Annotated in this window: 21 protein-coding genes; 18 read left to right on the forward strand and 3 right to left on the reverse strand. The window is 63.8% G+C overall.

Going from position 1 to position 20,230, the window contains the following annotated elements; all coding sequences use genetic code 11:
- Nucleotides 1-112 precede the first annotated feature (112 nt).
- A complete protein-coding gene (locus tag AC1DUB_RS14555) occupies nucleotides 113-1,003 on the reverse strand; it encodes a LysR family transcriptional regulator (protein ID WP_477730094.1) in 891 nt (296 codons plus the stop codon).
- 95 nt (nucleotides 1,004-1,098) lie between these two features.
- Here AC1DUB_RS14555 and AC1DUB_RS14560 point away from each other — a divergent pair, with 95 nt between their 5' ends.
- Nucleotides 1,099-1,305 carry a DUF1127 domain-containing protein gene (locus AC1DUB_RS14560; protein WP_477730095.1) on the forward strand — a complete coding sequence of 69 codons (207 nt, stop codon included), beginning with the start codon at nucleotides 1,099-1,101 and terminating at the stop codon, nucleotides 1,303-1,305.
- A 27-nt stretch (nucleotides 1,306-1,332) separates the two neighbouring features.
- Here the strand turns inward: AC1DUB_RS14560 and AC1DUB_RS14565 are convergent, their stop codons facing one another.
- Nucleotides 1,333-1,590 (reverse strand): YkgJ family cysteine cluster protein, encoded by a 258-nt coding sequence (locus tag AC1DUB_RS14565; RefSeq protein WP_477730185.1) that lies wholly within the window; start codon nucleotides 1,588-1,590, stop codon nucleotides 1,333-1,335.
- A gap of 49 nt (nucleotides 1,591-1,639) precedes the next feature.
- Nucleotides 1,640-2,218, reverse strand: coding sequence for an NADPH-dependent FMN reductase (locus AC1DUB_RS14570; RefSeq protein WP_477719317.1), 579 nt, complete (start codon nucleotides 2,216-2,218; stop codon nucleotides 1,640-1,642).
- 410 nt (nucleotides 2,219-2,628) lie between these two features.
- Here AC1DUB_RS14570 and mnmG point away from each other — a divergent pair, with 410 nt between their 5' ends.
- The 17 genes from mnmG to AC1DUB_RS14655 all read left to right on the forward strand — a co-directional run bounded on the left by mnmG (nucleotide 2,629) and on the right by AC1DUB_RS14655 (nucleotide 20,223).
- Nucleotides 2,629-4,632: a tRNA uridine-5-carboxymethylaminomethyl(34) synthesis enzyme MnmG gene (gene mnmG / locus AC1DUB_RS14575; RefSeq protein ID WP_477730096.1), complete on the forward strand. Its 2,004-nt coding sequence runs from the start codon at nucleotides 2,629-2,631 to the stop codon at nucleotides 4,630-4,632.
- Nucleotides 4,613-5,281: a hypothetical protein gene (locus AC1DUB_RS14580; protein ID WP_477730097.1), complete on the forward strand. Its 669-nt coding sequence runs from the start codon at nucleotides 4,613-4,615 to the stop codon at nucleotides 5,279-5,281. The genes mnmG and AC1DUB_RS14580 overlap by 20 nt, the downstream gene beginning before the upstream one ends.
- The gene (rsmG, locus tag AC1DUB_RS14585; RefSeq protein WP_477730098.1) at nucleotides 5,278-5,961 is read left to right on the forward strand and encodes a 16S rRNA (guanine(527)-N(7))-methyltransferase RsmG; all 684 of its coding nucleotides are present in this window, start codon (nucleotides 5,278-5,280) and stop codon (nucleotides 5,959-5,961) included. Before AC1DUB_RS14580 ends, rsmG begins: the two co-directional genes overlap by 4 nt.
- Nucleotides 5,962-6,075: 114 nt before the next feature.
- On the forward strand, nucleotides 6,076-6,702 hold the full coding sequence (locus AC1DUB_RS14590; RefSeq protein ID WP_477719320.1) for a LysE family transporter: 627 nt from the start codon (nucleotides 6,076-6,078) through the stop codon (nucleotides 6,700-6,702).
- 115 nt (nucleotides 6,703-6,817) lie between these two features.
- Nucleotides 6,818-7,588: a ParA family protein gene (locus AC1DUB_RS14595; protein WP_477730099.1), complete on the forward strand. Its 771-nt coding sequence runs from the start codon at nucleotides 6,818-6,820 to the stop codon at nucleotides 7,586-7,588.
- A gap of 117 nt (nucleotides 7,589-7,705) precedes the next feature.
- The gene (locus AC1DUB_RS14600; protein ID WP_477730100.1) at nucleotides 7,706-8,245 is read left to right on the forward strand and encodes an RBBP9/YdeN family alpha/beta hydrolase; all 540 of its coding nucleotides are present in this window, start codon (nucleotides 7,706-7,708) and stop codon (nucleotides 8,243-8,245) included.
- Nucleotides 8,246-8,315: 70 nt separating this feature from the next.
- Nucleotides 8,316-9,251, forward strand: coding sequence for a ParB/RepB/Spo0J family partition protein (locus AC1DUB_RS14605; RefSeq protein ID WP_477730101.1), 936 nt, complete (start codon nucleotides 8,316-8,318; stop codon nucleotides 9,249-9,251).
- Between the two features lie 156 nt (nucleotides 9,252-9,407).
- Nucleotides 9,408-9,881, forward strand: a complete 474-nt coding sequence (locus AC1DUB_RS14610) for a DUF705 domain-containing protein (RefSeq protein WP_477730102.1) — start codon at nucleotides 9,408-9,410, stop codon at nucleotides 9,879-9,881.
- Nucleotides 9,882-10,366: 485 nt separating this feature from the next.
- Nucleotides 10,367-10,780: a hypothetical protein gene (locus AC1DUB_RS14615; RefSeq protein ID WP_477730103.1), complete on the forward strand. Its 414-nt coding sequence runs from the start codon at nucleotides 10,367-10,369 to the stop codon at nucleotides 10,778-10,780.
- Between the two features lie 206 nt (nucleotides 10,781-10,986).
- Nucleotides 10,987-12,423, forward strand: a complete 1,437-nt coding sequence (locus AC1DUB_RS14620) for an NAD-dependent succinate-semialdehyde dehydrogenase (protein WP_477730104.1) — start codon at nucleotides 10,987-10,989, stop codon at nucleotides 12,421-12,423.
- A 497-nt stretch (nucleotides 12,424-12,920) separates the two neighbouring features.
- Nucleotides 12,921-13,751 (forward strand): phosphogluconate dehydrogenase C-terminal domain-containing protein, encoded by an 831-nt coding sequence (locus tag AC1DUB_RS14625; RefSeq protein ID WP_477730105.1) that lies wholly within the window; start codon nucleotides 12,921-12,923, stop codon nucleotides 13,749-13,751.
- Nucleotides 13,752-13,844: 93 nt separating this feature from the next.
- Entirely contained in the window at nucleotides 13,845-14,840 is a 996-nt protein-coding gene (locus tag AC1DUB_RS14630) for a TRAP transporter substrate-binding protein (RefSeq protein WP_477730106.1), read from the forward strand.
- 24 nt (nucleotides 14,841-14,864) lie between these two features.
- A complete protein-coding gene (locus tag AC1DUB_RS14635) occupies nucleotides 14,865-15,377 on the forward strand; it encodes a TRAP transporter small permease (protein WP_477730107.1) in 513 nt (170 codons plus the stop codon).
- A 184-nt stretch (nucleotides 15,378-15,561) separates the two neighbouring features.
- Complete coding sequence (locus tag AC1DUB_RS14640; RefSeq protein WP_477730108.1) at nucleotides 15,562-16,854, forward strand: TRAP transporter large permease; 1,293 nt, start codon at nucleotides 15,562-15,564, stop codon at nucleotides 16,852-16,854.
- Between the two features lie 48 nt (nucleotides 16,855-16,902).
- Nucleotides 16,903-18,342, forward strand: a complete 1,440-nt coding sequence (locus AC1DUB_RS14645) for an aldehyde dehydrogenase family protein (RefSeq protein ID WP_477730186.1) — start codon at nucleotides 16,903-16,905, stop codon at nucleotides 18,340-18,342.
- Nucleotides 18,343-18,385: 43 nt separating this feature from the next.
- The gene (locus AC1DUB_RS14650; protein WP_477719331.1) at nucleotides 18,386-19,147 is read left to right on the forward strand and encodes an SDR family oxidoreductase; all 762 of its coding nucleotides are present in this window, start codon (nucleotides 18,386-18,388) and stop codon (nucleotides 19,145-19,147) included.
- A gap of 11 nt (nucleotides 19,148-19,158) precedes the next feature.
- Nucleotides 19,159-20,223 (forward strand): tartrate dehydrogenase, encoded by a 1,065-nt coding sequence (locus tag AC1DUB_RS14655; protein WP_477730109.1) that lies wholly within the window; start codon nucleotides 19,159-19,161, stop codon nucleotides 20,221-20,223.
- Nucleotides 20,224-20,230: the final 7 nt, after the last annotated feature.

The raw sequence follows: 20,230 nt of genomic DNA on the forward strand, positions 1-20,230 counted from the left end.
CGATACGCCTGTGCGGCACGCGCAACTGTCAGAAATTGAACTTTCATCAGCATGCCTGCTTCCCGCGTGTCGGCCACGCCGTGGTTTGGCGTGCTGCCGCTCGGGTCGCGCCTCACGTTTGCCGGAACTGCGCCAGCGTCTGCAGCAGGTTGCGCGTGGCCCCGTCAAGGGCTGCCAGCGGCCTGTGCACCACGGCGGTGTGGCGGGTCAATGCGGGCTTGAGCGGCAGCACCTGCACGCCGTTGGGAATGGCGGCAGCGCCCGCCTGCTCCAGTGGCAGCAGGGCCGCGCCATAACCGGCTGCCACTAGGCTTTTCATGGCTTCGTTGTAATTGAGCTCTATGCGCGCCCGGGGCGTGTGGCCGGCCGCGGCAAACCATTCCATGGTCAGGCGGTACATGTGCGTGGTCGAGTCGTTGAAGATCAGCGGTTTTTCCATCAGCCAGGGCGGCGTGATGCGCTTGGGCGCCTTCCAGCCCGCGGGGAGGAAGGCCATCATCGGGTCGCTGCGCCAGTGGCTCATCAGCAGTTCGCGCCGCGCCGGCTGGGGCGTGGCCACCAGCCCGACATCCAGCGTGCCCTGGCCCAGGCGCTCCATGGCTTCACTGGAGCCGAGGATGCTGACCTCAACGTCGATCTCGGGATGCGCGCGCGCCATGAGCTCCAGCACCCGCGGCAGCAAATGCACCAGGATGCCGGTGGAGGTGCCCAGCCGTACGCGGCCAACCCGCCCCTCGACATGGCGCTTGACGGCATCGGTAGCGTCATCGGCGTCACGCAGCAGGCGCCGCGCCCGCTCGACCAGCACGGCACCGGCCGCCGTGGGCACCACGCTGCGGCCCCCGCGCACCACCAGCTGCGTGCCCAGCCGGGCCTCCAGCTCGCTGATGTGCAGGCTGACCGTGGGCTGCGCCAGATGCAGCGCCCGTGCCGCGGCGGAGAAGGTGCCCAGGTCGGCGATGGAAACGAGGGTGCGCAGCTGGTCCAGATTGAGTTCACGCATCATTAATCCTGATAGGTTGCATCAGAAAATTCAACTTCCACAATAGCACGACAAGCCGCACCATTGGGCACTTCCCGATCACAGGAGTTGCCACCATGTTGTTAAAGCCGGGTTTTGTTTTGTTGAATCAGGCGCTGACCCGCCTGCGCCTTCACGCGCGCTTCTGGCGTCAGCGCGATGACCGCAGGCAGGCGGCCGAGCTGCAGGGCATGAGCGCGCGGGAGCTCAATGATTTGGGGATAGGGCGGGGGGAGATACCGTATCTGCTGCTGAGCCGGGGGCCGGACTGCGGGGACGGCTGAGAAGATGAGGGGAGGGGAGGTGCAAGCTTACTGTGGAGTGGTCAGGGTTTCCAGTCGCGCAAGGTACAGCAGGGCCTGCGTGCGCCCGGTGCCGCACATCTCTGCCGAGGGGGCCAGCTGCCCGCAGACTGCCGGCCGACCGGGTTGGTCGAAGATGCGGCAGGCATTGGCGTCGTCAAGCTGCACGCAACGCACGCCGGCCGGCTTGCCTTCGGGCATGCCGGGAATGGGCGAGCTGATGGATGGGGCAATGCAGCAGGCACCGCAGCCGGGTCGGCAATTCATCATGGAGGGGCTATGGGCCGGAATTACCTGGCGGGGCCATGCCTGCGCCTTATCCTGCCAGGCGGCTGCTGGCAAACAGCACCTGGTCAATCACCGCCTGCACCTTCTGGCGGTGCGCGTCATTGACCAGCTTGCCTTGTGCGTCGAAGGCGTCGCCCGCGCGGCCCAGCGCGAAATTGAACGGGGCAACCCAGCACTGCACATTGAGCAGCAGCGGGGCGAGGTGGCTTTGCGAGCGCAGGCCGCCCAGCGCGCCGGGCGAGGCACTCAGAATGCCGACGACCTTGCCGCGTGAAAACTTGAATTCGTCGGTCCAGGCCGGGTCGGACTTGACCGGGCTGGAGGCCCAGTCGATGGTGTTCTTGAGCAGGGCGGAATAGCTCGCGTTGTATTCGGGCGAGCAGATGATCCAGGCCGGATGCTCATACATGAGTTGCTTGAGCTTCATCACGTCGGGCGGCGTGCCTTTGGCTTCGAGGTCGGCGTTGTACATCGGAATGTCAAAGTCGGCCAGTTCGATGTGGGTGACTTCGGCGCCGCTGGCCCGCGCCATGTCGGCGGTGACGTGGGCCAGTTTGCGGTTGAAGGAGTTTTGGCGGGTGCTGCCGGCAAAGATGAGGAGTTTCATGCCCGCTATTGTGGCTGCTTGTGGCCTCCTGGCGTTGCGGTGGGGCGATTTTCGTGCCGGCCAGTCCCTTGCCTGCGAGGCCTTTGTGGCGCTTGTGCCAAAGAACATGGGCAGACACGCACAGATAGGGGGTTATTTGCTATTGAATTCATAGCAAATGCCACTGCTGCAGCGCGCCGGCAGGAATGGTTCAAATGCCATTACGCAGCGCAGAACAAGGGCCTGCCTGATAAAATTCACCATTCGCCCGGTGGGGCGGGAACAAGTCTGGGCGCAAGCAGCGTGCGGCTTGATGTGCCGCTGGCTGTGCCAGCCGCGGCCGGCGTGGCCCTCTGGTCATCGTCAACTTCGGGGCAGCTCCATGGCGTACAGGCATCTGGCCTGAAGGCCGCTTTATTGAAGGAGGCGTGATGCAATCGCCTTATATCTATCCGCAAGAATTTGATGTGATCGTGGTCGGTGGCGGCCACGCCGGCACGGAAGCCGCGCTGGCTTCCGCCCGCATGGGCTGCAAGACCCTGCTGCTCTCGCACAACATCGAGACACTCGGCCAGATGAGCTGCAACCCCTCGATCGGAGGCATCGGCAAGGGCCACCTCGTCAAGGAAGTCGACGCCATGGGCGGCGCGATGGCGCTGGCCACCGACGAAGGCGGCATCCAGTTCCGCATTCTCAACAGCTCCAAGGGGCCCGCCGTACGCGCCACCCGGGCGCAGGCCGACCGGATTCTGTACAAGGCGGCCATTCGCCACAAACTCGAAAACCAGCCCAACCTCTGGCTGTTCCAGCAGGCGGTCGATGACCTGATGGTGGAGGGCGACCGCGTGGTGGGCGCCGTCACGCAGGTCGGCATCCGGTTTCGTTCGCGCACCGTGGTGCTGACGGCCGGGACTTTTCTGGATGGCAAGATCCATGTCGGGCTCAACAATTACGCGGCGGGCCGGGCGGGCGATCCGCCGGCCGTGTCGCTCTCCAGCAGGCTGAAAGAACTCAAGCTGCCGCAGGGCCGCCTGAAAACCGGCACGCCGCCGCGCATCGACGGCCGGACGATTGACTTCAGCAAATGCACCGAGCAGCCGGGCGATGGCATGCCGGGCGGAACCGCCGGGCCGGTTCCGGTGTTCAGCTTCATGGGCGGCAAGATCGCCCATCCCCGGCAAATGCCTTGCTGGATCACCCATACCAATGAGCGTACCCACGAGATCATCCGCTCCGGTTTTGACCGCAGTCCGATGTTCACCGGCAAGATCGACGGCGTGGGGCCGCGTTATTGCCCCAGCGTGGAAGACAAGATCAACCGCTTTGCCGACAAGGAAAGCCACCAGATTTTCCTGGAACCGGAAGGCCTGACCACGCACGAGATCTACCCTAACGGCATTTCGACCAGCCTGCCGTTTGACATCCAGTATGAGCTGGTGCGCTCGATGGCGGGTATGGAGAACGCCCACATCCTGCGGCCGGGCTATGCGATCGAATACGACTACTTTGATCCGCGGGCACTGAAGACAACCTTTGAAACCCGCGCAATTGGCGGGCTGTTCTTTGCCGGCCAGATCAACGGCACCACCGGCTACGAAGAGGCGGCGGCCCAAGGCATGTTTGCCGGCATCAACGCCGCGCTGCAGTGCCAGGGCAAGGAGGCGTGGCTGCCCCGGCGCGACGAAGCCTACCTCGGCGTGCTGGTCGACGACCTGATCACCAAGGGCGTGACCGAGCCCTACCGCATGTTTACCAGCCGGGCCGAGTACCGCCTGATGCTGCGCGAGGACAACGCCGACATGCGCCTGACCGAAAAAGCCCGCGAACTGGGCCTGGTGGACGACGCCCGCTGGGATGCTTTCAACCGCAAGCGCGATGCTGTTTCACGTGAAACAGAGCGGCTTCGCTCCCTCTGGGTCAACCCGCACAATCTCCCGCTGGCCGAAGCCGAGCGGGTCCTGGGCAAATCCATTGAGCGCGAATACAACCTGCTCGACTTGCTGCGCCGCCCCGATGTGAACTACGCTGGCCTGATGTCGCTGGAGGAGGGCAAATATGCCAACCCCGAACTCGCGGCTGAAGCGGCCGCGAGCGACGATCTGGCCAAAAGCGTGATCGAGCAGATCGAGATCACGGCCAAGTATGCGGGGTACATCGACCTGCAGAAAACCGAGGTCGAACGCGCTGCGCACTATGAAAACCTCAAGCTGCCCGCGGATCTTGATTACCTGCAGGTGTCGGCCCTGAGTTTTGAAGCGCGCCAAACCCTGGCCAGGCACCGGCCCGAAACGCTGGGCATGGCCTCGCGGATTTCCGGCATCACACCGGCGACTATCTCGCTGCTGCTGGTTTATCTGAAAAAGAGCCGGCATGGCAGGGCTGATGGATCGGATCTTGGCGTACAAAACACCATGCATGAGCCGCAACATTTCTGATACCCGCGTGGCGCGCACTCTCTCGGTTGTAATTGGTGGGTTGGCGGTTTTTCTGGTGGTTGCAGTTTCTGGCTGCACTCGCAAAGCGGCCATTGAGTCGGCTCAGACCGTCGTCGACGCGCCGTTGCCCGTGCCACCGCCAACCGTTGTTGTGGCGGCTACGTTACCGAGCCCTGACCGGTTCGGCCTGACCTTTGGGCGCGCCGAAGTCCAAGATGACCCGAACAACTTGATCTACAGCACGTGCGCCGGCGGCGTGAGGGACATGCAGAATGCCAGGAACGGGCAATGCAATCCGATCCAGGGAGATACATCTTGCCGTACGGCGCTCTCTGTCCTCTGCGTAGAAAAGACGGCAGTGGTTGAGGCTTCTACCGACGGTGGGTCGTCAGATTGGGTTAGTGGACGTCTTGCCATGACCCAGGCGGTCGCCGGGTTTGTGCTGCAATCGTATGAACATGCGTCCGCGCTGTGTGCCAAGGAATTGGGGGAAGGGTGGCGAATGGCTGAGATTCACGACGCGCCTAACAGCGATCCATCCCGTATCGGCTTGCTCGGATTAAAAGGGACTGCAAGGATGAATTCTCCCCATGGGCGTCACTGGGTCGCAAATAAATCAGAAAAAGCCAACTGCTGGGATTTGGAATGACACAAAAGTTATCTCAAACACTCACCTCGGGCTTGCTGGATTTAGGCCTTCATCTGTCGGACGCTCAGGTGGCTCAACTGCTGGAGTATCAGGCGCTGATTGCTAAATGGACCCAGGTTTACAACCTCACGGCGGTGCGTGACCCGGCCGAAATGATGACGCACCATCTGCTCGACAGCCTGGCGGCCATCGCGCCTTTGCGGCGCTATCTGCAAAATGCCGGGTTGGGGCAGGGCGCCCGTGTGCTGGATGTGGGCTCCGGCGCCGGCTTGCCGGGTGTGGTGATGGCCATCTGCTGCCCCACGCTTGCCGTGACCTGCGTAGACACCGTGGCCAAAAAAGCCGCCTTCATCAAGCAGGCGGCGCTCGCGCTCAAGCTGCCGAATCTTCAGGGCTTGCATGCGCGGGTTGAAACGCTGACCCAGCCGTTTGACCTGATCTGTTCCCGCGCCTTTGCCTCACTGGCTGATTTCACCCAATGGTCTGGCGGTGCACTGGCGCCCCATGGCGTGTGGATGGCCATGAAGGGGAAGCAGCCGGCGGAAGAATTGGCCGCCTTGCCGCCGACCGTTGAAGTGTTTCACGTGGAACAGTTGCAGGTGCCGGGACTGGAGGCCGAGCGCTGCATCGTCTGGATGCGGTGCCGGGAAGCTGCGGCAGGGTCGGCCCAGCAGGGTTGAAGAGCGGGATTTTCTTCGTCGTGCCGTTGTGCGCGGCACGAAAGACAGGTTCATTCGCGTTTGCGCCGTGACCCCCTGTCGTAAACTCAAGCCCTCTACTTCCGGAGAAATTCCATGCTGGGCTCATTCGTCGGCGTTGCCGATTACGGCGCATTTGTTGTCGCGATCATTGTGTTTCTGCTGATTCCCGGACCCGGCAACCTGGCGCTGATCACCTCGACCGGCAAGGGCGGCATTCGGGGTGGACTGGGCGCCACCTTGGGCGTGATTGCCGGCGACCAGGTCTTGCTCTGGGCGGCCGTGGCTGGGGTGGCCGCCGTGATGGCCGCCTACCCGACGGCTTTTCATGCCGTGCAGTGGATGGGCGCCATTTACCTGACCTGGCTGGGCATCAAGATGCTGATCGCCAAGCCCGGCGACGCACCCCTCCTGCAAATCAAGCCGCGTCATTATTTTCGCCAGGCCTTGCTGATCACCTTGCTCAACCCCAAGGCCATTGTTTTTTACATGGCTTTTTTCCCGTTGTTTGTCGATCCGGCGCAGCACCAGGGGCTGAAAACCTTTGGCGTGATGGCGGCGACGATTGCCGTCCTGACTTTTCTGTATGGCCTGACCTCGGTCATGTTGACCTATCACCTTGCGGAACGCATTCGCGCCAACCCGAAAATCACCGCCATCCTGAACAAGCTGGCAGGTGTTTTCCTGATCGGCTTTGGGCTCAAGCTCGCGGTGTCCAAATGAACCATAAAACCAAAAAAGATCACACAGCACAATTTTTCGACGGGCCGCCCCTAGAAAAATTAGCCCCCTCGGGGGGCAGCGCCTTACACGCAGTGAAAAGCGTGGGGGCTTACTGATGGCCAAAATATTCTGCGTTGCCAACCAAAAGGGTGGGGTGGGCAAGACCACCACCACGGTGAATCTGGCGGCGGGCTTGGCCAAGGTTGGCCAGCGTGTGCTGATGGTTGACCTGGATCCGCAGGGCAATGCCACCATGGGTTCGGGGGTGGACAAGCGCAAGCTCGAACTCACCGTCTACGATGTGCTGCTGGAGTCGGCTTCCGTGATGGAGGCACGCGTGCACAGCGAGAAATGCGGCTACGACGTGCTGGGCGCCAACCGCGAGCTGGCCGGTGCCGAGGTCGAGCTGGTGGAGGTGGAGCGCCGCGAACGGCGCCTCAAGCTGGCCCTGAACGCCGTGGACAAAGACTACGATTTCGTGCTGATCGACTGCCCGCCGTCGCTGAGCATGCTGACCCTCAACGGCCTGTGCTGCGCGCATGGCGTGATCGTGCCGATGCAGTGCGAGTACTTTGCGCTCGAAGGCCTGACCGACCTGGTCAACACCATCAAGCAGGTGCATGCCAACCTCAACAAGGACCTGCAGATCATTGGCCTGCTGCGCGTGATGTTCGACCCGCGCATCACGCTGCAGCAGCAGGTCAGCGAGCAGCTCAAGGAACACTTTGCCGAGAAGGTGTTCAACACCGTGATCCCGCGCAACGTGCGCCTGGCCGAAGCGCCCAGCTACGGCCTGCCCGGTGTGGTGTTCGACCCATCCTCCCGAGGCGCGCAGGCCTTCGTCACGTTTGCCGAGGAAATGGTGCTGCGCATCAAGGGCATGTGAGGCGGCCTCTTGATAAAAGCATCCGTGTCCATCCTGCGTACTTCACCTGTAGCTATCAAAAACATAGCAAACCGAGTCACATTGAGTCACATTGAGTCAAACTGAGTCGTTGAGCGCATGAACTCCCGTAATGTCCTGATCCTTCCCGGCTGGCAGAACAGTGGCCCCGAACATTGGCAGAGCCGCTGGGAGCGGGCGCACGGCTTCACGCGCGTGGAGCAGCACGACTGGGAGCGTCCGCTGCGGGGCGACTGGATCGCGCGGCTGGAGGACGTGCTGCTGTCGTGTGACGAAGCTGCCGTGCTGGTGGCGCACAGCCTGGGCTGTATCCATGTGGCGGCATGGGCCGCGCACTCGCGCAACACGCACCGCGTGAAAGCGGCGCTGCTGGTGGCGCCGCCCGATGTCGAGCAGGACGGTGTGCGCGAGATGCTGCCGAGCTGGTCGCCGATTCCGCTGCAGACGCTGCCCTTTAAAACCGTGCTGTTCACCAGCAGCGACGACCCGTTCTGCGCCCCGGAGCGTGCCCGCCGGTTTGCGGCTGCGTGGGGTGCCGAGCTGATGGATGCCGGCGCGCGTGGCCACCTCAATGCCGAGAGCGGCCTGGGCGACTGGCCGCAAGCCTATACCGAGTTGCAGCGCCTGATGCGCTTGTGATGCCCGAGTGCTTCACGACGTCACGGCAAGCGACTCCCTTCGATTTGTATTCAAGAAAGAAATGACAGACATGGTCACCAAAAAACCAAAAGGCCTGGGCCGCGGACTGGAAGCCCTGTTGGGCCCCAAGGTCAGCGAATCACGGGACGTGGACAACGCCAACAGCAGCGCCACCAGTCCCGGCCTGCCGGCAACGCTGCGCCTGGCCGACATGGTGCCCGGCCAGTACCAGCCGCGCACCCGCATGGACGAGGGCGCGCTGTACGAGCTGGCCGAGTCCATCAAGGCGCAGGGCATCATGCAGCCCATCCTGGTGCGGCGTCTGAACAGCGGTGCGCACGACGGCAAGTACGAAATCATTGCCGGCGAGCGGCGCTTCCGTGCCGCCAAAATCGCCGGACTCGACAGCGTGCCGGTGCTGGTGCGCGACGTGCCCGACGAGTCCGCCGCGGCCATGGCCTTGATTGAAAACATCCAGCGTGAAGACCTCAATCCGCTCGAAGAGGCCCAAGGCCTGCAACGCCTGGTGAAGGAGTTTGGGCTCACTCACGAGCTGGCGGCGCAGGCCGTGGGTCGCTCGCGCAGCGCCGCCTCCAACCTGCTGCGCCTGCTGAACCTGGCCGACCCGGTGCAGACCATGCTGATGGCCGGCGACCTGGACATGGGCCACGCCCGGGCCCTGTTGGCCCTGGACCGCGCCACGCAGATCACGGCGGCCAACCAGATCTCCGCCAAAAAAATGTCGGTGCGCGAGACGGAAAACCTGGTCAAGAAACTCAGCGCCGAGTTCTCCCTGAGGCCGCAAAAGGCCGCCAAGGAAAAATCCCGCGACACCCGCCGCGTCGAAGAAGAACTGGCCGACCTGCTGATGGCCGAGGTCGAAGTCCGCGTCAAAAAGCAGGTCAAGCGCAACGGCCGGCACGAGGAGATGGGCGAGGTGGCGATCCAGTTTGCCTCGATGGACGAGCTCAATGGACTGATCGAGCGGCTGCGCGGCGATAAATAAACCGCGCCGGGCGGTGGAGCCACACCTGGCCGCCGTGGTGAATGTTCACGGTGGGCCCAACGTGGACCGCCAACTTGCACCAGCGAACCATCGCAAGGCAGCGACCGCGCATTTTCGGCACCCTCCGTCAAATGGAGGCTGTTCCAACCACAAAGTTTGGTCGAGAATCGCTGCAAATGTAGATCGAGCGATTTCTTAAAAGTTGCCGGGTTTGTCGCTATTTTTAATGGAGCAAACTATTCAAGTGAGACACGCGTAGATACCAGTTTTTTTAGTTCAAGTTGCCACGTTATACCGCAGCACCTTGCGGTATACATTGCGTTATGCCTCATGAAAAAGCGCGTCGTATTTGTAGATGTCGATGACACGTTGGTTCGCTCTGTTGGGGCGAAGCGAATCCCAATGCCCGGAGTCGTAGCGCGCGTCAAGGCAATGCATGCAGCCGGTACCGTGCTGTATTTGTGGAGCTCTGGCGGCGGTGAGTATGCTGAAGCTAGCGCGAAGGAGCTAGGGCTGCATGAATGCTTCGCGGGGTTCTTGCCTAAGCCGGACGCCTATCTCGACGACCAACCTGTGAACGAGTGGAAGTATTGCCAGCATGTCTTGCCTGCGAATGCCGATGATGCATAACTGGTCGCTCGGCAGGGACACGCAACGCAGGGCTGCGCCTACGGCGCTCGTGTTGCGTGCCCGGCAGCTCCAACGTTATCTTTCAGTTGTGCGCGCATGCAGATGAAGAGATATCTTGAGGGTGTGATCTACATCGCCGGGATGATCCCCTTGGTGGTTTGGCAGGACTCGGTGCGGGCCGCATTGGGCGGCTGGCAGTCGCTGCTCGTGGTCGTGGGCTACCTATTTGCGGTAAGGCTGCTAGGCCTTTTGGTAGTTCGAGTTGTCGACTGGAGTCATATGAATGCAATACAGAAACACAATCGTTCGGTCGAAGCGCGTAAGCAAAAAAGGTCGCATGAAAGATAACTGGTCGCCCAAGTCGGACGCCTTCGGCGCCTCTTGGCTTCGGCGTTAGCCCGATGCGATCTTGCGTTGCATTGCTGTTGCCGTTGTGGCTGATCGGCGCATGCGCGCCCGCGGAACGCCCGGGGCAGAAGATCTTTGTGGAGGAATTTGACTGCAACAAGGGGCCGTATGCTGCCGCGATTCCCAGGGAATATTCAAAGTTGCGAAAGTTCGCCCCGCTCTTGTCAGAGAAAGTACTCGGAACAGAAGAATGGGAAGGGTACAAGGCGATTGGACGGCAACTGAATTTCAATGGCTTGGTCGTCACAGTCATCACGTTTACGGACGGGCGACCTTTCCTATTGAGTAGTGTTCGAGTTGATGCGCCACAGTGGCAAGTGACTGGACCATTACGAGTTGGTGACCCGGCCTCAAATTTCTTCGCACGCGTTGGAAAGACACGCGTTGCCGATGGCGTATGGAATATCAGCCAACTAGGGCCAACAGAGCTATTCTTGGAGGTGAAAGATGGGAAGGTCGCGGCGATCAACTATGCGTGCTACACGGGCTAACAGGTCCTATATGGACACCCCCACAAGTTCAAGAAACTGATCGATATTTTGGCTGTTGGGGAAGCGCCTGCAGTCGTATATCTGGCATCTGGAGTGGGCTCTGCTGTGGCCCGTGCTGCGCGGGGCGCGCTGAGCACGCCAAGCACGCTGCATCGAATTGCCAGACAATGACTGTCCCCAGATACCTTGCTCAGGACCCGAATCACATGACCTACCCCAATACCCAATTGTTCATCGCCGGCCAGTGGCTGGATGCCGCCGACGGCCGCAGTCTGGCCGTCTTCAACCCGGCCACCGGAAAGGAAATCGGCCGCGTGGCCCATGCGGCCAAAGTCGACCTGGACCGTGCCCTGGCGGCCGCGCAGCAGGGGTTTGAAACCTGGCGCAAGGTCCCGGCGTTCGAGCGCAGCAAGATCATGCGCCGGGCGGCGGGCCTGATGCGCGAGCGCGCCGGCGAGATCGCGGCGGTTTTGACGCAGGAGCAGGGCAAGCCCCTGGCCGAGGCCAAGGTCGAGGCCATGGCCGCAGCCGACATCATCGAGTGGTTTGCCGAGGAAGGCTTTCGCGTCTATGGCCGCGTCGTGCCGTCGCGCAACCTGGCCACGCGCCAGCTGGTGCTGAAGGACCCCGTCGGGCCGGTGGCCGCCTTCACCCCCTGGAACTTCCCGATCAACCAGGCCGTGCGCAAGCTGTCGGCCGCATTGGCCACGGGTTGCTCCATCATCGTCAAGGCGCCGGAGGAAACGCCGGCCGGACCGGCCGCGCTGATCCAGGCCTTTGCCGACGCGGGCATTCCGGCCGGCGTGATCGGCCTGGTGTACGGCAACCCGGCCGAAATCTCGGGTTACCTGATCCCGCACCCGGTGATCCGCAAAATCACCTTCACCGGTTCCACCCCGGTAGGCAAGCAGCTCGCGGCCCTGGCGGGCCAGCACATGAAACGCGTGACGATGGAGCTGGGCGGCCACGCGCCGGTGATCGTGGCCGAAGACGCCGATGTCGAGCTGGCGGTCAAGGCCGCCGGCGGCGCCAAGTTCCGCAACGCCGGGCAGGTGTGCATTTCGCCCACGCGCTTTCTGGTGCATGAAAGCATACGCAACGACTTTGCGGCGGCACTGGTCAAGCATGCGCAAGGCCTCAAGGTCGGCGACGGCCTGGACGAAGGCATCCAGATGGGGCCGCTGGCCAACCCGCGCCGGCTGACGGCCATGGCCGAGTTCACGCAGGATGCGGTACAGCGCGGCGCCACGGTGGCCGCGGGTGGCGAGCGCATCGGTGACCTGGGCAATTTCTGGGCGCCCACGGTACTGACCGACGTGCCGTTGGACGCCAAGGTGTTCAACGACGAGCCCTTCGGCCCCATGGCGGCCATCCGCAGCTTCAACACGCTGGACGAAGCCATCGCCGAAGCCAACCGGCTGCCCTTTGGTCTGGCGGGCTACGCGTTCACGCGCTCGCTGAAGAATGCACACGCGCTGTCGCAGCACGTGGAGGTCGGCATGCTGTGGATCAACCAGCCTGCCGCGCCCTGGCCCGAGATGCCCTTTGGCGGCGTCAAGGATTCCGGCTACGGCTCCGAAGGCGGGCCGGAAGCTCTGGAGGCCTACCTGAACACGCGGGCCGTGTCGATCATGAACGTTTGAGCTCCACCGCGCCCCACACACTGACGTCTGTGGGGCGGCGCGGCTCACCGCCGCCCGGCACCGTAGCACTCATGGGTTCGCGCACATGCCAGAGCCATATTCATGCGGGCTGTGTGTGGGCGCTGACTTCAGTCCTGTCCTGGCTCCAATTTTCGGGTTCTCAGTGGATCACGCATAACAGCGCCTGAAGCTGACTCCTGCAGGGGATTTTTGCAAGCCAAAAATGCCTCTGGCCCGTAAACGACGGGCATGAGCAGCTATTAATCAATTGCATGGCCAATCCAACGGCCGCGCCACACCGGCGCGGCGTGCCTGCGCTCGCCCTTCCTGCGCAATGCAGCGTGCAACCCTGTCCAGACCCTTTTTCTAACGACCTAGGGTTAGTCCCATGTTGATGTGCTGATGTACTCATCATACCATCACACCTCCTTGGCGCTCTCCACCCGAAAGGGGGTGGGAAGGGGTGCTCCCACTCACTAACAGACTGGAGCTTGGTAATGAAGACAACAATCGCGCTGTTCGGCGCGGGCGGGAAAATGGGGGTTCGGCTGGCCAGGAACCTGCAGGGCTCGGACTACCGGGTGCGTCATGTCGAGGTTGGCACCGTTGGCCGGCAGCGCCTGAAGGACGAGCTGGGTCTTGAGTGTGTGTCGGTCGATGCGGCACTGGATGGCGCCCAGGTGGTGATCCTGGCCGTCCCCGATACCCTGATCGGCAAGGTCGCCGCCGAGATCTCGCCCAAACTGCAGCCCGGCACCATGGTGATCACGCTGGACGCCGCCGCGCCCTTTGCCGGCCACCTGCCGGACCGGCCGGACCTGGTTTATTTCGTCGCCCATCCCTGCCACCCGCCCATCTTCAACGACGAAAGCACGAGCGAAGCGCGGCGCGACTTTTTCGGCGGCGCGCATGCCAAGCAGTCCATCGTCAGCGCGCTGATGCAGGGCACGGACGCGGACTTCGCGCTCGGCGAGGCGGTGGCCAAGGTGATCTACCAGCCCATCCTGCGCTCCTACCGCCTCACGGTCGAGCAGATGGCTTTGCTGGAGCCCGGCCTGTCTGAAACCGTCTGCGCCACGCTGCTCGACGTCATGCGCGAAGCGATGGACGAGGTGGTGGCGCGTGGCGTGCCCAAGGACGCTGCCCGCGACTTCCTGCTCGGCCACATGACCATTCTGGGCGCGGTGATCTTCAAGGAGATACCGGGCCAGTTTTCCGATGCCTGCAACAAGGCGATTGCCTTCGGCAAGCCGCGCCTGATGCGCGACGACTGGAAAAAAGTCTTCGACCACGACGAGATCGCGGACAGCATCCGCCGTATCACCTGAGTTCTTGCGTTCCCCGCCCGGCCGACGCCGCCGCAGAAGCGGCGCGGCTGCACCCCTTCGGTTTCCCATTGCAAACCTCTCATGGAGACAAACATGACCTCACGTTCCCGCTCTTCCCTCCTTCCCCGCGCGGTACTCGCCGCCTCCGCCCTCCTGATGGCCCTCGCCGGCACGGCCGGCGCCCAGACCATTCTGAAGATAGGCTACACGCCGCCCAAGGACTCGCATTACGGCGTGGGCGCGACAACGTTCTGCGACGAGGTGGAGAAGGGCACGCAAGGCCGCTACAAGTGCCAGCACTTCCCATCCTCGGCACTCGGCGGCGAGCGCGAGATGATCGAATCGGTGCAGCTCGGCACCCAGGATATGGTCAACACTTCCACCGGTCCGCTCGGCAATTTCGTGCCCGAGGTCAAGGTCGTCGACATCCCCTTCCTGTTCCGCGACTACGACCATGCGCGCAAGGTCATGGACGGCGCGATCGGCCAGGACCTGCTGAAGAAGATGCCGGACAAGGGACTGATCGGCCTGGCCTGGACGGAAAACGGCTTTCGCCACATGACCAACAACAAGCGGGCCATCAACACCGCCGACGACGCCCGCGGCCTCAAGGTGCGCACCATGGAGAACAAGGTGCACATGGAGGGCTACAAGACCTTTGGCCTCTTGCCGACACCGATGGCCTTTCCTGAACTCTTCGGCGCCCTGCAGCAGGGCACGGTCGACGGCCAGGAGAATCCGATTCCGGTGATTCTGTCGTCGAAGTTTTCCCAGGTGCAGAAGCACCTGTCGCTGACGTCCCATGTCTACTCGCCGGCGGTGTTGCTCCTCTCGACCAAGGTCTGGGCCAAGCTGTCGGACGCCGACAAGAAGCTCTTCGTCGAGGCCGCGCAAAAGGCGGCCAGCACCCAGCGCAAGAAGGTCAATGACGACGAGCACATGGGCATTGCGCAGCTGCGCAAGGACGGCATGCAGGTGATCGAGAAGGTCGACGGCGAAAGCTTCCGCAAGGCGGTCGCCACGGCCTATCCGCAGTTCGCGAAGGAATTCGGCGCCGACAAGATCGCCGCAATCCAGGCCGTCAAGTAAGTGCGCATCCGCCAGGAGCAGGGCATGGACACCTTTGAACGCTGGCTGCTGGCGGGCAACCGCTGGGTGCTGATTGTGCTGCTGGCGGTGATGGCGCTGATCATCTTCGCCAACGTGGGGCTGCGCTACCTCACCAACGAATCCATCGAGTGGGCCGAAGAGGTCGCGCGCCACCTGATGATCTGGTTGACCTTTCTGGGCGCCGGGCCGGTGCTGCGTTATGGCGGCCACATCGCGGTAGACAACCTGCAGGACAGCCTGCCGCGCGGCCTGGCCGTGGCGCTGCGCTGCCTGATCGCACTGCTGTTGCTCGGCTTCTTTGCCTTCATGGTCTGGTACGGCTGGCTCTACCTGCAGCGCGCCCAGTTCCAGACCACGGCGGCCACCCAGATTTCCTTTGCCTGGGTATACGCGGCCATGCCGATTGGCGGGGTGCTGCTGATCGCGCACTGGCTGCTGGTCGTGCGCGGCTATATGCGCGAGCGTGTCTTTGCCTCCGACGCGCATTTCGACGCCAACGCGAGTGCCTCGCTATGAGCGCCGCGCAGAACCGCTTCGAGCAAGCGTGCATCCCCACGGGGGGCACCCCAACGCACGAGGTAACGAGCGTGAGAGCCAGGACCATTCCAGCAGGGGCCGGGGAACCGGCTTTGCCGGGCCGCAGGCGCAGCGCCCCCTCGGGGGGCAGCGCATTACACGAAGTGAAAAGCGTGGGGGCCCTATGAACCCAAGTCTCATCCTGCTGCTCAGTGCCTGCGCCTACCTGGCGGTCGGGGTGCCGGTGGCCTTCGCGCTGGGCTTGTCGACCCTGACCGCGCTGCTGCTGGGCGGCGACTACCCGCTGTTTGTGCTGCTCAAGGAAACATTCACCGGCATCGACAGCTTCCCGCTGATGGCGGTGCCGTTTTTTATTCTCGCGGCCGAACTCATGAGCGGCGGCTCGCTCACCGAAGTGCTGCTGCGCTTTGCCAGCCAGTTCGTCGGCCACAAGCGCGGTGGCCTCGGCTACACCAACGTGGTCGGGCTGACATTCTTTTCCGGCATCTCCGGCTCGGCGCTGGCGGATGCCGCCGGCCCCGGCTCGATGATGATCAAGATGATGGACAAGGCCGGCTACGACCGCGCCTATGCCGCGGCGCTGACGGCGGCCACCGCCATCGTCGGCCCCATCATCCCGCCGTCCATCATCATGATCATCTACGCGCTGCAGGACGAAAGTGTGTCGGTGGGCGCGCTGTTTGCGGCCGGGCTGCTGCCGGGCCTGCTGATCGCGGTGGGCATGTGCGTCGTCAACTGGCGCGTGTCAACCAAGCGCAACTACCGCGGCGACGGCGAGCATCCGGGCTGGCGCGAAATCGTCGGCACCAGCGTGAAGGCGCTGCCGGCGCTGCTGCTGCCGGTGTTGATCCTGGGCGGCATGCGTGCCGGCTGGTTCACGCCGACCGAGGCGTCTGTCGTCGCGGTGTTTTATGCGCTGGTCTGCGGCAAGTGGGTGTACCGCACGCTGGAGTGGAAGGCGCTGCCCAATATCCTGGAGCGCTCGGCGTTGTTGACGGCCTCGGTGCTGATCATCATCGGCCTGTCGGCGGCCTTCGCCTGGGTGCTGACGATCGAAGGGCTGCCGCAGACGCTGGCCGAGTGGATGATCGCGCAGCACTTCACGCCCACCGTTTTCCTGATCGTGGTCAACGTTTTCCTGCTGCTGTTTGGCATCTTCATCGAGCCGCTGCCCGGCGTCATGGTGCTGGTGCCCATCCTCGCGCCGGTGGCGCTCAAGCTGGGCGTGGACCCGGTGCACTTCGCCATGATCGTGATCTACAACCTGACGCTGGGCATGATCACGCCGCCGGTGGGCGGACTGCTGTTCGTGACCTCCAACGTCTCGCGGGTGCCGCTGGCTGCGCTGGTGCGCGAGCTCAAACCCTTTCTCGTCGCTCACGCCGCCATCCTGGTCGTCATCACTTTCATCCCGGCACTGAGCACCTGGCTGCCGCATGCGCTGGGCTTCAAGTAAACCGCCTTCTTCAAATCCACCTGACCTCCAAGGAAAGAAATGAACCCGATTGAACCCCAGCACAACCTGATCAACGGCGAGCGCTGCGCCGCCGCATCGGGGCGAACCATCGATGTGCTCGACCCGTCCGACGGCGAGGTCTTCACCAGCTTGCCGCGCAGCGACGCGCGCGACATCGACGCCGCCGTGGCGGCCGCACGGGCCGCCTTCCACGGCGCCTGGGGCCGCACCACGGCCACCGAACGCGGCCGCATCATGCTGCGGCTGTCGGCGCTGATTTTGCAGCACCACGCCGCGCTGTCGGCGCTGGAGTGCCGCGACACCGGCAAGCCGATCCAGCAGGCACAGGCCGACATCACGGCCTGTGCGCGCTACTTCGAGTATTACGGCGGCGCGGCCGACAAGCTGCACGGCGAAATGATTCCCTATGCGCAAGGCACGACGGTGATGGCCGTGCGCGTGCCGCATGGCGTCACCGGCCACATCATTCCGTGGAACTACCCGGCGCAAATTTTCGGCCGCTCGGTCGGCGGCGCGCTGGCCGCGGGCAATGCCTGCGTCGTGAAACCGGCCGAAGATGCCTGCCTGACACCGCTGCGCATCGCCGCGCTGGCCCTGGAGGCCGGCCTGCCCGCCGGCGCGCTGAACATCGTCTGCGGCCTGGGCATCGAAGCCGGCGCGGCGCTCGCCTGCCACACCGGCATCAACCATATTTCCTTCACCGGCTCGCCGCAGACCGGCACTGCCGTTGCGCAGGCGGCCGCCGTCAACCATGTGCCGGTGACGCTGGAGCTGGGCGGCAAGTCGCCGCAGATCCTGTTCGCCGACGCCGACCTGGAGCAGGCGCTGCCCGTGGTGGTGAATGCCATCGTGCAGAATGCCGGCCAGACCTGCGCCGCCGGCAGCCGGGTGCTGATAGACCGCGCCATTCATGCGCAGGTCATGGCGCTGCTCAAGGAGCGTTTCGAGGCGCTGTCCACCGGCCCCGGCCAGCAGGGCCTGGACTGCGGCCCGCTGATCAACCGCAAGCAGCTGGAGCGCGTGCACACCATGGTTGAGGCGGCGCGTGGCGACGGGGTGCGGGTGGCGGCGCGCGCCCGCCTGGCGCCTGGTGCGCCTTCAGGCGGCTTCTTCTTTCCGCCCATGCTGCTCGATGACGTTCCGGCCGCGCACACGATTGCGCAGTCGGAGGTCTTCGGCCCGGTGCTGGCGGCCATGACGTTTGACGGCGAGGACGAAGCCGTCGACATCGCCAATGGCACGCCCTTTGGCCTGACGGCTGCGGTGTGGACGCGTGACGGCGCGCGTCAGCTGCGCGTCGCGCACCGCATCGAGGCCGGCCAGGTCTTCATCAACAACTACGGCGCCGGTGGCGGCATTGAGCTGCCCTTTGGTGGCATGAAACATTCGGGCTATGGCCGCGAGAAGGCCTTCGAGGGCCTGCGTGGTTTCACGACCATCAAGACCATTGCCATCAAGCACGGCTGAGCCTTTTAAGTTAACCCTTCAGGACAGAGAGAGAGACAGAGACATGAAAAAACTTCAGGACCGCGTCGCCATCATCACCGGCGCCGGCGGCGGCTTTGGTGAAGGCATTGCGAAACATTTCGCCGAACTCGGTGCCAAGGTGGTCGTGGCCGACCTGCGCGCCGAGGCGGCGCAGCAGGTCGCCGCTGCCATCGAGGCGGGCGGCGGCCAGGCGATTGCGGTGCATGTGGACGTGACGCAGGACGCGTCGGTCGCCGACATGGTGGCCGCCGCGGTCAAGCGCTTCGGCCGCCTGGACATCCTCGTTAACAACGCCGGCACCACGCACAAGAACCAGCCCATGCTGGAGACCGACGAGAAGACCTTCGACCGCGTCTATGCGACCAACGTCAAAAGCATCTACCTCGGCGCGCGCCACGCGGTGCCGCTGTTTCGCCAACAGGGCGGCGGCGTCATCATCAACATCGCCTCCACCGCCGGCCTGCGCCCGCGCCCGGGCCTGAGCTGGTATGCCGGCACCAAGGGCGCGGCCATCACGCTGACCAAGGCCATGGCGGTCGAGCTGGCGCCGGACAAGATCCGCGTCAACGCCATCAACCCGGTGATGGGCGAGACCGGCCTGCTGGCCGACTTCCTGCCCGGCGCGGACAGCGAGGAGGTGCGCCGCAAGATCATCGCGACGATTCCGCTGGGCCGCCTGAGCAAGCCGATCGACATCGCCAAGGCGACCGCCTTTCTGGCCAGCGACGAAGCCGACTTCATCACCGGTGTGGCGCTCGAAGTCGACGGCGGCCGCTGCATCTGAAGCCGTTCAAGATGAAGACCTACCGCATCGGCGTGATTCCCGGCGACGGCATAGGCCGCGAGGTCGTGCCCGAGGGCCTGCGGGTGCTCGAGGCCGTGGCGGCGCGCTTCGGCTTTGGAATCGAGCAGCAACACTTCGACTGGAGCTGCGAGACCTACAAGGCCACCGGCCGCATGATGCCGGACGATGGCCTGGCGCGCCTGCGCGACCACGACGCGCTGTACCTCGGCGCCGTCGGCTTTCCCGGCGTGCCGGACCATGTCTCGGCCTGGGGCCTGTTGATCCCGATCCGCCGCGCCTTCGAGCAGTACGTGAACCTGCGCCCGGTGCGCCTGATGCCCGGCATGACACCGGCGGTGCGCGACCGCGAGCAGCCGATCGATTTCTGGGTCGTGCGCGAAAACAGCGAAGGCGAGTACTCGCAGATCGGTGGCCGGCAGAACGCCGGCACCGAGCACGAGATCGTGGTGCAGCAGTCGGTTTTCACGCGCCGCGCGACCGACCGCATCATGCGTTATGCCTTCGAGCTGGCACGCCGCAGCGGCAAGCTGCACGTGACCTCGGCCACCAAGTCGAACGGCCTGTTTTATTCGATGCCGTTCTGGGACGAGCGTTTTGCCGCGATCCGCGCCGAGTACCCCGACGTGCGTGCCGACCAGGACCACATCGACATCCTGACCGCGCGTTTTGTGATGACGCCCGAACGCTTCGGCGTGGTGGTCGCCAGCAACCTGTTCGGCGACATCCTGTCCGACCTCGGCCCCGGTGTCACCGGCACCATAGGCATCGCACCCTCGGGCAACATCAACCCCGAGCGCACCTACCCCTCGCTGTTCGAGCCGGTGCACGGTTCGGCGCCCGACATCGCCGGCCGCGGCATCGCCAACCCGCTCGGCCAGATCTGGTCGGCCGCGATGATGCTGGAACACCTGGGCGAGATCGAGGCCGGCCAAATGATTGTCAGAACGATAGAAAAAGTGCTGGGCACGGCGAGCACACCGCGCACGCCCGACCTCGGCGGCCGCGCCACGACCCGCGAGCTCGGTGACGCCATCGTGCAGGCGCTGCCGAATTGAAGGATTA

The organism is Polaromonas sp. P4_F9, from assembly GCF_056401235.1.